At 66.3% G+C, this 12278-nt stretch carries 11 protein-coding genes; 9 read left to right on the forward strand and 2 right to left on the reverse strand.

All coding sequences use genetic code 11. The features are described from left to right. The 3 genes from gatA to NG698_RS01350 all read left to right on the forward strand — a co-directional run bounded on the left by gatA (nucleotide 1) and on the right by NG698_RS01350 (nucleotide 3882). Nucleotides 1–1560 carry an Asp-tRNA(Asn)/Glu-tRNA(Gln) amidotransferase subunit GatA gene (gatA, locus tag NG698_RS01340; protein WP_252599960.1) on the forward strand — a complete coding sequence of 520 codons (1560 nt, stop codon included), beginning with the start codon at nucleotides 1–3 and terminating at the stop codon, nucleotides 1558–1560. Then, on the forward strand, nucleotides 1560–3068 hold the full coding sequence (gene gatB / locus NG698_RS01345) for an Asp-tRNA(Asn)/Glu-tRNA(Gln) amidotransferase subunit GatB (protein WP_252599961.1): 1509 nt from the start codon (nucleotides 1560–1562) through the stop codon (nucleotides 3066–3068). The genes gatA and gatB overlap by 1 nt, the downstream gene beginning before the upstream one ends. 193 nt (nucleotides 3069–3261) lie before the next feature. Beyond that, nucleotides 3262–3882, forward strand: a complete 621-nt coding sequence (locus NG698_RS01350; RefSeq protein ID WP_252599962.1) for a hypothetical protein — start codon at nucleotides 3262–3264, stop codon at nucleotides 3880–3882. Nucleotides 3883–3939: 57 nt separating this feature from the next. On the opposite strand, the gene NG698_RS01355 is transcribed toward NG698_RS01350, so the two are convergent. Next, a complete protein-coding gene (locus NG698_RS01355) occupies nucleotides 3940–4851 on the reverse strand; it encodes a LysR family transcriptional regulator (protein ID WP_058929561.1) in 912 nt (303 codons plus the stop codon). A 134-nt stretch (nucleotides 4852–4985) separates the two neighbouring features. Here NG698_RS01355 and tdh point away from each other — a divergent pair, with 134 nt between their 5' ends. The 5 genes from tdh to NG698_RS01380 all read left to right on the forward strand — a co-directional run bounded on the left by tdh (nucleotide 4986) and on the right by NG698_RS01380 (nucleotide 10554). Continuing rightward, entirely contained in the window at nucleotides 4986–6032 is a 1047-nt protein-coding gene (gene tdh, locus NG698_RS01360) for an L-threonine 3-dehydrogenase (protein WP_252607853.1), read from the forward strand. Between the two features lie 8 nt (nucleotides 6033–6040). Then, the gene (locus NG698_RS01365) at nucleotides 6041–7237 is read left to right on the forward strand and encodes a glycine C-acetyltransferase (RefSeq protein WP_252607854.1); all 1197 of its coding nucleotides are present in this window, start codon (nucleotides 6041–6043) and stop codon (nucleotides 7235–7237) included. An 81-nt stretch (nucleotides 7238–7318) separates the two neighbouring features. Further along, a complete protein-coding gene (locus NG698_RS01370) occupies nucleotides 7319–8446 on the forward strand; it encodes an NAD(P)/FAD-dependent oxidoreductase (RefSeq protein ID WP_252607855.1) in 1128 nt (375 codons plus the stop codon). Between the two features lie 12 nt (nucleotides 8447–8458). After that, nucleotides 8459–9670, forward strand: coding sequence for an imidazolonepropionase (hutI, locus tag NG698_RS01375; protein ID WP_252607856.1), 1212 nt, complete (start codon nucleotides 8459–8461; stop codon nucleotides 9668–9670). Between the two features lie 95 nt (nucleotides 9671–9765). Next, the gene (locus NG698_RS01380) at nucleotides 9766–10554 is read left to right on the forward strand and encodes a DeoR/GlpR family DNA-binding transcription regulator (RefSeq protein ID WP_252599968.1); all 789 of its coding nucleotides are present in this window, start codon (nucleotides 9766–9768) and stop codon (nucleotides 10552–10554) included. Between the two features lie 17 nt (nucleotides 10555–10571). Here NG698_RS01380 and NG698_RS01385 read toward each other — a convergent pair whose 3' ends face one another. Continuing rightward, complete coding sequence (locus tag NG698_RS01385; protein WP_252599969.1) at nucleotides 10572–11252, reverse strand: histidine phosphatase family protein; 681 nt, start codon at nucleotides 11250–11252, stop codon at nucleotides 10572–10574. 144 nt (nucleotides 11253–11396) lie between these two features. Here NG698_RS01385 and NG698_RS01390 point away from each other — a divergent pair, with 144 nt between their 5' ends. Continuing rightward, complete coding sequence (locus NG698_RS01390; protein WP_252599970.1) at nucleotides 11397–12176, forward strand: CPBP family intramembrane glutamic endopeptidase; 780 nt, start codon at nucleotides 11397–11399, stop codon at nucleotides 12174–12176. Nucleotides 12177–12278 lie beyond the last annotated feature (102 nt).

The raw sequence follows: 12278 nt of genomic DNA on the forward strand, positions 1-12278 counted from the left end.
ATGACTGACACCAACGAACTCATCCGCCTGTCCGCCGCGCAGCTGGCCGGCATGCTGGCCGCGGGCGAGGTCACCTCCGTCGAGGTCACGCAGGCGTACCTGGACCGGATCGCAGCTGTCGACGGCGGCGAACGCGGCGTGAACGCGTTCCTGCACGTCAACACGGAGGAAGCGCTCGCCGTCGCCGCCGAGGTGGACGCCATCCGCGCCGCCGGCGGTGCCGCGGCCGAGGAACTCCACGTACTCGCCGGCGTGCCGATCGCGGTCAAGGACCTCATCGTCACCATCGGCCAGCCCACCACGGCAGGCTCCAAGATCCTCGAGGGCTGGCACAGCCCCTATGACGCCACGGTGGTCAAGCGCCTCCGTGCCGCCAAAATGCCCATCCTGGGCAAGACCAACCTGGACGAATTCGCCATGGGGTCCTCCACCGAGCACTCCGCCTACGGCCCCACCCGCAACCCATGGGACCTGGACCGGATCCCCGGGGGCTCCGGCGGCGGTTCGGCCGCGGCCGTTGCTGCTTTTGAGGCCCCGCTGGCGCTCGGCACGGACACCGGCGGGTCCATCCGCCAGCCCGGCGCCGTCACCGGCACCGTGGGAGTCAAGCCCACCTACGGCGGCGTTTCCCGCTACGGTGCCATCGCGATGGCTTCCTCGCTGGACCAGATCGGCCCGGTTTCCCGCACCGTCCTGGACTCGGCGCTGCTGCACCAGGTCATCGGCGGGCATGATCCCTTTGACTCCACGTCCCTGCCCGACCCCCTGGCAGACCTCGTCGCCGCTGCCCGCGTGGGCAACGTCGAAGGCATGCGGATCGGCATCATCAAGGAACTCCACGGCGAGGGCTACCAGGCCGGCGTCGAGAACCGCTTCAACGAATCCCTGGAACTGCTGAAGCAGGCCGGCGCGGAAATTGTTGAGGTGTCCTGCCCCAACTTCCAGTACGCCCTCGGCGCCTACTACCTGATCATGCCGTCCGAAGCCTCCTCCAACCTGGCAAAGTTCGACGGCGTCCGGTACGGCCTGCGCGTCCTGCCCAAGGACGGGCCCATGACCATCGAACGCGTTATGGGAGCCACGCGCGCCGCCGGCTTCGGCGACGAAGTCAAGCGCCGCATCATCCTGGGTACCTACGCGCTGAGCGCCGGCTACTACGACGCGTACTACGGGTCTGCCCAGAAGGTCCGCACCTTGGTGCAGCGTGACTTCGAGGCCGCGTTCGCGCAGGCCGACGTCCTGATCTCCCCCACGGCGCCCACCACGGCGTTCAAGCTTGGGGAGAAACTGAATGATCCGCTGGCGATGTACCTCAATGACGTCGCCACCATCCCCGCCAACCTGGCAGGCGTGCCCGGGCTGACCCTGCCCGGCGGCCTGGCAGACGAGGACGGCCTTCCCGTCGGCATCCAGCTGCTGGCTCCGGCCCGCGAGGATGCCCGGCTCTACCGGGTAGGCGCGGTCCTGGAATCCCTGCTTGAGGCACAGTGGGGCGGCCCGCTCCTGGATAAGGCCCCTGCATTGGTCGAGACCCTTGTAGCAGCCAAGGAGGCAAAATAATGAGCACTGACGCAACCCTGAGCTTCGAAGAGGCCATGGAGAAGTACGATCCCGTCCTGGGTTTTGAGGTCCACGTGGAACTCAACACCAAGTCCAAGATGTTCTCCTCCGCGCCCAACGTCTTCGGCGATGAGCCGAACACCAACGTCAACGAGGTGGACCTGGGCATGCCCGGCGTGCTGCCGGTAGTGAACAGGGTCGCGATCGAGTCCTCGATCAAGATCGGCCTTGCCCTGAACTGCAAGATCGCTGAATCCTGCACGTTCGCCCGGAAGCAGTACTTCTATCCGGACACTCCCAAAAACTTCCAGACGTCACAGTACGAGGACCCCATCGCGTACGACGGCTACCTGGACATCGAACTCTCGGACGGGACCATCTTCCGCGTGGAGATCGAGCGCGCCCACATGGAAGAGGACGCCGGCAAGCTGACGCACATGGGCGGGGCCGCCGGCCGCATCCAGGGTGCCGACTTCTCGCTGGTGGACTACAACCGCTCCGGCGTTCCGCTGGTGGAGATTGTCACCAAGCCCATCGAGGGTGCGGGTTCCCGTGCCCCGGAGCTGGCCAAGGCCTACGTGGCCGCGGTCCGGGAGATCGTCAAGAACCTTGGTGTGTCGGACGCGAAGATGGAACGCGGCAACGTACGCTGCGACGCGAACGTTTCGCTGCGCCCGCACGGCCGCGAACGCTTCGGCATCCGCTCCGAAACGAAGAACGTCAACTCGCTGCGCGCCGTCGAACACGCCGTCCGCTACGAGATCCAGCGGCACGCAGCCGTTCTGGATGCCGGCAACCCGATCATCCAGGAAACCCGCCACTGGCACGAGGACACGCGCACCACCACCTCGGGCCGGCCCAAGTCGGACGCCGATGACTACCGCTACTTCCCGGAGCCCGACCTGGTTCCGATCGTCGCCTCCCGCGAATGGGTGGAGGAACTCCGCGCCACGCTGCCCGAGCCGCCGGCGGCCCGCCGCAAGCGGCTGCAGTCGGACTGGGGCTACTCGGACCTGGAATTCCGCGACGTCGTCAACGCCGGCGTTATGGATGAGATCGAGGAAACCATCGCTGCCGGCGCCACAGCCACCGTCGCCCGTAAGTGGTGGATGGGCGAGATCGTTGGCCGCGCCAAGAACGCCGACGTCGATCCCGGCCAGCTGGGCGTCCAGCCCGCCACTATCGTGGAGCTGAACCGGATGGTCGAGGACGGCAAGATCAACAACAAGATGGCCACCGAAGTACTGGACGGCGTGCTCGCCGGTGAAGGCACCCCGGCGGAGATCGTGGAGAAGCGCGGCCTCGCCGTAGTTTCCGACGACGGCCCCCTCCTGGAAGCCATCGATGCAGCCCTCGCCGCGCAGCCTGACGTCGCGGACAAGATTCGCGCCGGCAAACTCCAGGCGATCGGCGCGATCGTCGGCGGCGTTATGAAGGCCACCCGAGGCCAGGCCGACGCCGGCCGCGTCAAGGAGCTGATCCTCTCGAAGCTCGGCGTCGAGGGCTAAGCCACCTGATTTAACCCATCTGGGTCGCAGTAGATGTCGTTATGAGCGCTCATAACGACATCTACTGCGGCCCAGTTTGGCGTTTAAGTACTCGCATCCGCGCGAAAAAGTACCCGTGTTCAGCGGGGCTTGCCGGTTCTACACTGAAGATCCAGGGCGCCGGAGCCCTGCCCGTGCTGTGGGAGGAATGGCCATGTCGGTCCAAGAATCTTTGAGAATCCGCAAGGCGCTGCTGGCCGGCGTGGTGGCGTTGGCGCTGACAGGCACAGGAGTCGCCATCGCCTGGTCCGCTACAGACACGCCGTCGCCGTCAGCCTCCGAACCGGGGAAATCGGACAAGGCTAAAGGCCAGGAGAAGCCGGCCAAGGCCCAGCGCCCGCAGCACCTGCACAGTGAAAGTGTGGTGAAGAAGGCGGACGGGACGTTCGAAACCGTGCTGACCCAGCAGGGCACCGTGGAGGCCGTCAGCGAAACCTCGCTCACCGTCAAGAGCGAGGACGGCTTCACCCAGACCTACGCCGTCAACGCAGAGACCAGGATCATCAAGTTCCCTGCCCCGGCCGCGGACGGTTCCCCGGCAACGGGCGACGACGGCAAACGGCTGAAGCGGTCAGAGGTCACCATCGCGGAAATCGCCACGGGTGAGGCCGTCAGGGTCTCCGGCGTGAAGAACGGTGACAACGCCACCGCCCGGCAGATCGTGGAGGGCGCCGGCACCGGTCCGGGCCTGGGCATCGGAAAAGGAATGGGCAAGGGGCACGGCCACGGGCTGGGCAAGGGCCTCGGCCACGCCAAGCGGCTTGCCACCAAGTAAGTAGCGCCAACTGTCGTTCTGAGCCCTGAAAACGACAGTTAGTGCTACTCAGTTGGGTTAGCCCTGCTCCACCAGCCCGGTCATGATCGCCTGCAGCGCCTCGCACACAATCATCACAGAGCGGCGTTTCAGGTTCTCCGGCCGGGCCAGGATGTCGATCCGCCGCCGGGTGCTGATGCCCTCCAGCGGCCGCAGCACAATGCCGGGGTTGAGCACGGGCCGCGCCGTATGCCGCGGCAGCAGGCCCACCACACCCCCCGCCGCCACCAGCGCGGCCACGGTGGAGTAGTCGTTGATCCGGTGGACGATGTTCAGTTCCTTGCTGGAGACGGCCGCGACGGCGGACAGGACGTCGGCGGGGGAGTATCCGGTGTGGCTGGTCACCCAAGGTTCGCCCACGACGTCGGCCGCGGTGAGAGTGCCCTGGCGGGCCAAGCGATGGTCAGCCGGCAACGCAACATCCAGCGGTTCGTGCGCCAGCGGAATCACCGCAACACGCTCCTCCGGCCAGCGCGGGCTGTGGTCCATCCGGTGCGCCAGCACCAGGTCGTACCGCGCCGTCAGCGCCGGGAAGTCCTGCTGCGCCACGTCCTCGTCGGAAAGCTGGATCCGCGGCTGGCCGGGCGCGTCCAGCATGCGCGCGAGCGGCGCGAACAGCGCCTGCCCCGCGCTGTGGAAACCGCTGATGGTCACGGTGCCCACCGGCGAGCCGTGATAGGCGCCGATGGCTGTCCGGGCGTCCGCCATGGCACTGACGACGGCGGCACCGGCGTCGGCGAGCACCTGCCCGGCCTCGGTCAGCACCAGGTTGCGGCCCTCCTTCCGGGTCAGCGGAACCTCAACATTGCGCTGCAGGAGTGCCAGTTGCTGGGACACCGCGGAGGGCGTGACCATCAGCGTCTCCGCCACCGCCTTCACGCTGCCCAGGGCTCCGAGTTCGCGGAGGATTTCCAGCTGATGAATTTCCATCCGCCCAGTCTATGCATTAGAGAACACTTCATCGTCGATTGAGAGAATTCTGCTTGTGCTAATGCTTCGAAATGGCTCTAATGAAGGGAGACCACACCCGCTGGCCGCGGGCGCTGCCAACAGTCAGGAAGCCAATGAAGGCACTCTACAAGTCCGGTGCACACGCCGGGTTCGAGCTGGTTGACCGGCCCGAGCCCGAGGCCGGCCCCAACGACGTCAAGATCCGGGTCATAACCACCGGGATCTGCGGCACCGACCTGCACATCCAGTCCTGGGACGCCTGGGCCCAGAGCATGATCGAGGCACCCCTCATCGCCGGCCATGAGTTCTACGGTGAAGTGGTGGAAATCGGCGACGGCGTCCGCGACGTCAAAGTGGGGGACCGCGTATCCGGCGAAGGCCACGTGGTCTGCGGGATCTGCCGGAACTGCCGCGCAGGCCGCCGCCACATGTGCATCCACACCGTCAGCGTCGGTGTGCAGAGGGACGGCGCCTTCGCCGAGTACGTGGTCATCCCCGAGACCAACGTCTGGGTTCACCATGACCCCTCCATCACACCGGAACTCGGCGCGATTTTCGATCCGTTCGGCAACGCCGTGCACACCGCCCTCAGCTTCCCGCTGGTGGGCGAGGACGTGCTCATCACCGGGGCAGGACCCATCGGCCTGATGGCCATCGCCGTGGCCCGCCACGCCGGGGCGCGCAAGATCGCCATCACCGATGTCTCCCAGCCACGGCTCGAGCTTGCACGCCAGCTCGGCGTGGACCTCACCATCGACGTCTCCACCACGCGCGTCAAGGATGCCCAGCGTGAACTCGGCATGCGCGAGGGCTTCGACATCGGCATGGAAATGTCCGGCCACCCCACCGCGCTGCCTGAGATGATCAACAACATGAACCACGGCGGCCGCATTGCCATGCTCGGCCTGCCCAGCCAGGACATCACCATCGACTGGGGCAAAGTGGTCACGCACATGCTGACGCTGAAGGGCATCTACGGCCGCGAAATGTATGAGACGTGGTACGCCATGAGCGCCATGCTCTCCTCCAGCCCCGTGCTGCACGCCGGCATCTCAGCGGTAGTGACGGACAAGCTGCCCGCCGCAGAATGGGAAAAAGGCTTCGCCACCGCCCGCGCCGGCGTCGGCGGAAAAGTTGTCCTCGACTGGACCGAACTCTAAGGAGCACCATGTACACCTCCATCAAGGACCAGCTGCAGGCTGAGCTGGACGACATCCGCACCGCCGGACTCTTCAAAACCGAACGCAGCATCAACTCCCCGCAGTCCAGCCACATCACGGCAGGGCAGATCGGCCAGCCCGGCGCCACCGTCCTGAACTTCTGCGCCAACAACTACCTGGGCCTTGCGGACCACCCGGACATCATCGCCGCGGCAAAACAGGCCATGGACTCGCGGGGCTTCGGCATGGCCAGCGTCCGCTTCATCTGCGGCACCCAGGACCTGCACCTGGAGCTGGAAGCCAGGGTTTCCAGGTTCCTCGGCACGGAGGACACCATCCTGTTCTCCAGCTGCTTTGATGCCAACGGCGGCGTCTTCGAATCCCTCTTCGGCCCTGAGGACGCCATCATCTCCGACGCCCTCAACCACGCCTCCATCATCGACGGCATCCGGCTCTGCAAGGCCCAGCGGTTCCGCTACGCGAACCAGGACATGGCGGAGCTCGAGGCCAGGCTCGTTGAGGCGAAGGATGCCCGGCGCAAGATCATTGTCACCGACGGTGTGTTCTCCATGGACGGCTACCTGGCACCGCTGGAAGCCATCTGCGACCTCGCCGAGATGCACGACGCCCTGGTGATGGTGGACGATTCCCACGCCGTCGGCTTTATGGGTGCCACCGGTGCAGGAACCCCGGAGCACGCAGGCGTGTCCCGGCGCGTGGACATCTACACCGGAACGTTCGGCAAGGCCCTGGGCGGCGCGTCCGGCGGCTACGTGTCCGGCCGCAGCGAAGTGGTGGCCATGCTCCGCCAGAAAGCGCGACCGTACCTGTTCTCCAACTCCCTGGCCCCCGCGATCGTCGCCGCGACCATCAAGGCGCTTGACCTGGTGGAGAACTCCGGTGACCTGCGGACCCGGCTGTTCGAGAATGCCCGGCTGTTCCGCCGCCGGATGACGGAGGAGGGCTTCGAACTCCTGGACGGCGAACACGCGATTGTTCCCGTGATGTTCGGGGATGCCGTGATGGCCGCCAAGGTGGCGGACCAGATGCTCCAGCACGGCGTCTTCGTCACCGCGTTCAGTTTCCCGGTGGTCCCGCGCGGCGCCGCCCGGATCCGCGTGCAGCTTTCAGCGTCGCACTCAGCGGACGACGTCGATGCATGCGTGGCTGCCTTTGTCGCCAGCCGTGCGGCGGTAGCAGGCTAACCCAGCCGGGTTAACCCAGCCGGGCTAAACCCCTGGCGGGTGCCCGGCGCGGCCGCAGGGCAACTCTGCAAGGATGGAGCCATGGCAGCACACTACGACGTTCTGATTGTGGGCGGCGGCATCGCCGGCCTGTCCCTGGCGTCCGCGCTCGCGGGCAGTTGCGGCGTGGCGCTGGTGGAAGCGGAGCAGGAGTTGGCGTACCACACGTCCTCCCGCTCCGCCCGCCAACTGATCCCGAGTTACGGCCCTGAGGTGGTCCAGGAGCTCACAGTCCGGACCCTGGAGCTGATGGCGGCCCGGGACGCGCAACTGCCGGAACCTGTCCTGACGCTGCGGAGTTTTATGCTCATCGGCACCGAGGAATCCGTCCGCGCCGAGGCCAGCGGCCACATGAATGCCATCACGCATGAACGGGCAATGGAGCTGTGCCCTGCGCTGGTCGCCGGGTCCTTCTCCGCCGCAGGCCTGGACACCGGTTCCTTCGGCTGCAACGCCCCGCTGCTGCTGGCCGACCACCGGCATCGGGCTGAGGCCGCCGGCGCCGACATCGTCACTGGGGCCCGCGTACATTCCGCCCAGCGGCTGGGCTCGGGCTGGGAGATCGGCGCCGGGCAGGAAGCTTTCGAAGCCGGGGTGCTGGTCAACGCGGCGGGCGCCTGGGCTGATGAAATCGCGGTGATCAGCGGGGTGGAGAAACTTGGGCTGCAGCCGTACCGGCGCACTGCGGCAGTTGTCGACGTCAAACGTCCCTTGCCCGAGCACAGCCCCATGGTGGCGGCAGCGGACAACTCGTTCTACTTCCGCCGCGAGGGGGAGCACGTGCTGATCTCGCCGTCGGAAACGGTGCCCAGCGGACCGGAGGACGCCCGGCCGCGGCCCGGCGATATCGAGCGGCTGATCGTGAGGCTCAACCAGCTGACCACGTTGGGAATCCGCGGAGTACGGAGCGCATGGACGGGGCTCCGGACCGAGGCAGCCGACGGCGTCCCGGTAGCCGGTTTCGACGCCGAAGCCCCAGGGTTCTACTGGCTTGCCGGTCAGGGCGGTTACGGTTTCCAGACCTCATCGGCCATGGCGGAGCTCGCCGCCGCGCAAATCCTGGGACAGGGCGCCGGGCACAGCGCCGGGCACAGTTCCGGCGCGGCCCACCATCCGGCATCCCGGACAGCGGAGGCGCTGGCCGCCGCGCGCTGGTCCATCCGGCGCTGAACAATGGAACCTATGAGCACCCTGATCACCAATATCGCCGAGCTGATGACCCAGGACCTGGAACACCGCGTCCTTAGGAATGCCGCCGTGGTGATCGAGGGCGAACGGATCGCCTGGCTCGGTTCCGCCGCGGATGCGCCGGCGGCCGATGACGCCGTGGACGCCGGCGGCCGGGCCGTGCTGCCGGGCTGGGTGGATTCGCACACGCACCTGGTCTTCGCCGGCGACCGCACTGCGGAGTTCGAGGCGCGGATGGCAGGGGAGTCGTATTCGGCCGGCGGCATCGCCGTAACCATGGACGCCACCCGGCGGGCCTCCGATTTCGACCTCACCCGGCTGGCGATGGCGCGCGTGTCCGAGGCCGTATCGCAGGGCACCACCTACGTCGAAACCAAGACCGGGTACGGGCTGGACATTGAGCACGAGGCCCGGATCGCCCGGATCGCCTCCACCGTCGCAGACGAAGTCACCTACCTGGGCGCCCACCTGGTCCCCGCGGGCACCGATGCGGAGGCCTACACCGACCTCGTCTGCGGGCCCATGCTTGACGCCGTCCGGCCCTACGTCCGGTGGGCGGACGTGTTCTGCGAGGAAGGAGCCTTCAACGTCGAGCAGTCCCGCCGTGTGCTGGAGGCGTGCCGGGCCGCCGGGCTGGGGATCCGCGTCCACGGCAACCAGCTCGGCGAGGGTCCCGGCGTGCAGCTCGCGGTGGAACTCGGGGCAGCCAGCGTGGACCACGTGAACTACCTGTCGGCCCGTGATGTGGCGGCGCTGGCGGAAAGCTGGTCCGCCTGGAATCCGGACACAGGCACGGGGGACCGCGGCACCGTCGCAACCTGCCTCCCCGCGTGCGATCTTTCCACCCGGCAGCCGCTGGCCCCGGGGCGCGAACTGTTGGACGCCGGGGTGCAGGTGGCGCTGGCCTCCAACTGCAACCCGGGTACGTCCTACACCAGCTCCATGGCGTTCAACGTGGCTACGGCCGTCCTGCAGATGCGCCTGAGCGTCCACGAAGCGGTGCGTGCCGGAACCTATGGAGGCGCGCTGGCGCTGCACCGGGAGGCAGGGCACGACGGCGACGGCGTACGGGCGGTGGGTTCGCTCGCCGTCGGGCACCGGGCAGACCTGCACATGCTCAACGCCCCCTCCGCCACGCACCTCGCCTACCGCCCGGGCATGCCGCTGACGTACGGTGTGTGGCGGGCCGGTGCGCGGGCACGGTAGCCAGACTCCGATTTGTTGACGCAAAATGATTGTTACGAACTGTTATGATCAGATAACGTCATATTCTGGTGACTGTTTGACGCTGAGAGGCCCCCATGACCCGCACTGACCGCTTGACGGCCATCCTCGATATCCTCGCCAAAACCGGCCAGGTGGAGGTGGAAGAAATCGTGGGCACGCTGGGTGTATCGCCGGCCACGGCACGGCGTGATCTGGACAGCCTGGCCAAGCGACGGCTGCTGACCCGCACCCGGGGCGGAGCCACCACCGGCGCCCTGGCGTACGACCTCCCCGGCCGGTACAACCGTGACGACCACGCCGAAGCCAAGGAACAGATTGCCCAGGCGGCTTCGGCGCTCATTTCACCCGGCGCGGTGATCGGGCTTTGCGGCGGCACCACCAGCACGGCCCTCGCGCAGATCCTGGCAACGCGGGAGGACCTCAACGCTCCCGCCAACCAGCCCACCCTGACGGTGGTTACCAACGCCATCAATATCGCTGCGCAGTTGGCTGTCCGCCCCAACATCAAAGTCATGGTGACCGGCGGCATCCTGAACCCCCGCTCCTACGAACTGGTGGGCCCGTACACCGACATCATCATGCAAAAGGTGGTCATGGACATCGCCTTCATCGGCGTCAATGGCATCGACCCCGAGGTAGGCCCCACCAACACGGGGGAGGGTGAAGCGTCAGTGAATGCCCTGCTGGCCAGCCGGGCCCGGGTTTCCTATGTCCTGGCCGACTCCTCCAAAGTTGGCGTCAGAGCCTTCGCCACCATGGACGGCTACGCGTTCAACCGCCTGATCACCGACTCCGGTATCTCCGCGGAGGACAAGGCAGCGTTCGAAGCCAACGGCACCGAAGTGATCGTGGCTCCGCACTAAGTGACCAGCAACAACCCCTAAAAGATCATCGGCGGCGCATCCAGGACGGTCTCGTCCACCCGGCGGTCCACCCACTGGCTGAACGGAATATCGAGTTCGTACTTGCCCAGGTCGGTGCGCAGAAGGGTCCGCACCGCGGCATTGTCCGGGTTGTTGAGTGATTCGAAATACTCCACCGACCAGTGGAACCAGCGCATGCAGAACAGCCGCATGGTGAGCCCGTGGGTCACCAGCAAGGTGTTGGGGGCGTAGTCCGGCTTAGACCAGTGGCGATACAGCGTCTCCATGAACGACGAGATCCGGTCGTAGACGTCGGAGCCGGATTCGCCTTCCCGGAACCGGTAGAAGAAATGGCCGTAGGCGTTGCGGAGTTCCTTCTGGTCCTCGATATCGCCGGTGATCTGAAAATTGGCCCAGTCCTGCTCACGGAGGCGTGGCTCTTCGATCACCCGTTCCGTGAGGCTGCCAAGGTTGAGTGCCTCCAGGGTCTGGTGCGCCCGCAGGTACGGCGATACATAAACGCAGACCTGGCGGCCGTCCAGCTCGCGGCGGATCCGTTCGCCGGCCGCCGTGGCCTGCGCCAGGCCCAGGGGAGTCAACGGAATCCGGTAGTCCGGGACCCTGTTGTAGATGGACGTATCGACATTGGCCGCGGACTGGCCGTGCCGGATCATGAAGATTTTCCCTGGCGCGCTCATAAGCCCCAAGCATAGGTGCCGCCCCGAGGATGCTCTCTCACTTTTGGTGCGTTTTCGGCGGACGCTCTCTCACTTTGGTCAGCCCCGGCGAGCTGGCCACCCCCGAATCAGCGAAGAACCAGAAACTACAGGCAAGATGGAACCATGTTGGTTCCCTCCCGCCGTCGGCTGCGGATTGAAGTCTGGATTGTGCTGGGTCTGTCCCTGGGGCAGTCCGCCGTCTACTCGGTGGTGCAGCTGCTGGACAAGATGACGCATGCACCGCTGGCCGAAGGCACGTCCACGCTGAACCGGTCACAGAGCCCCCGCGAATACTTCGATCTCACCTACCAGCTGCTGGACATCATTTTCGCCCTCGTGCCCGTGCTGCTGGTCATCTACTTCCTTACGGACCAGCGGCAATCCGGCGCCGGAGTGAGCCCCCAAGGCTGGTCCGCCTTCCGGAAGCTGGGGTTCAACTTCGCCCGGCCGGGCCGTGACCTGCTGCAGGGCTTTGGCCTCGCGGCGCTGATCGGGATCCCGTCGCTGGGCCTCTACGCAGCGGGACGTGCCCTGGGGATCACCACCGCCATCATCCCCAGCGCGCTCGACTCATACTGGTGGACGGTTCCCGTCCTGATCCTGTCCGCGCTGCGGCACGCCATCGTGGAAGAAGTCATTGTGGTGGGCTACCTCCTGGACCGCTTCGGCAAGTTCGGCTGGAGCATGCCCCTGGCCATCTTCACTAGCTCGATGCTCCGCGGCAGCTACCACCTTTATCAAGGCTTCGGGCCGTTCATCGGCAACGCAGTGATGGGTGTGGTCTTCGCCTGGCTCTACACAAAGACCAAACGGGTGATGCCGCTGGTTATCGCACACGCGCTGCTGGACATCGTTGCCTTCGTTGGCTTCAGCCTCTTTGGCAGGGCTGTGGGCCTGGGCTAAGGGGGTTTGTCCGGCTCAGGTCCAGCTTAAAAGGGATTCGGCCGCCATCGGTGGGTGGCATCATTGGCACCCGCTGATGGCGGCCGAAGCTATTGAACGTGC

Origin of the sequence: Pseudarthrobacter raffinosi (assembly GCF_023913735.1) — a bacterium.
In the GTDB taxonomy this organism is placed as follows: Bacteria; Actinomycetota; Actinomycetes; order Actinomycetales; family Micrococcaceae; genus Arthrobacter; species Arthrobacter raffinosi.

What these genes read in the sequence shown, in the direction of transcription:
- hutI (WP_252607856.1), top strand. Translation starts at nt 8,459, where the DNA reads ATGAGCACCCTGATCACCAATATCGCCGAGCTGATGACCCAGGACCTG.
- tdh (WP_252607853.1), top strand. Translation starts at nt 4,986, where the DNA reads ATGAAGGCACTCTACAAGTCCGGTGCACACGCCGGGTTCGAGCTGGTT.
- NG698_RS01385 (WP_252599969.1), bottom strand. Translation starts at nt 11,252, where the DNA reads ATGAGCGCGCCAGGGAAAATCTTCATGATCCGGCACGGCCAGTCCGCG.
- NG698_RS01365 (WP_252607854.1), top strand. Translation starts at nt 6,041, where the DNA reads ATGTACACCTCCATCAAGGACCAGCTGCAGGCTGAGCTGGACGACATC.
- NG698_RS01350 (WP_252599962.1), top strand. Translation starts at nt 3,262, where the DNA reads ATGTCGGTCCAAGAATCTTTGAGAATCCGCAAGGCGCTGCTGGCCGGC.
- gatB (WP_252599961.1), top strand. Translation starts at nt 1,560, where the DNA reads ATGAGCACTGACGCAACCCTGAGCTTCGAAGAGGCCATGGAGAAGTAC.
- NG698_RS01390 (WP_252599970.1), top strand. Translation starts at nt 11,397, where the DNA reads ATGTTGGTTCCCTCCCGCCGTCGGCTGCGGATTGAAGTCTGGATTGTG.
- NG698_RS01370 (WP_252607855.1), top strand. Translation starts at nt 7,319, where the DNA reads ATGGCAGCACACTACGACGTTCTGATTGTGGGCGGCGGCATCGCCGGC.
- gatA (WP_252599960.1), top strand. Translation starts at nt 1, where the DNA reads ATGACTGACACCAACGAACTCATCCGCCTGTCCGCCGCGCAGCTGGCC.
- NG698_RS01380 (WP_252599968.1), top strand. Translation starts at nt 9,766, where the DNA reads ATGACCCGCACTGACCGCTTGACGGCCATCCTCGATATCCTCGCCAAA.
- NG698_RS01355 (WP_058929561.1), bottom strand. Translation starts at nt 4,851, where the DNA reads ATGGAAATTCATCAGCTGGAAATCCTCCGCGAACTCGGAGCCCTGGGC.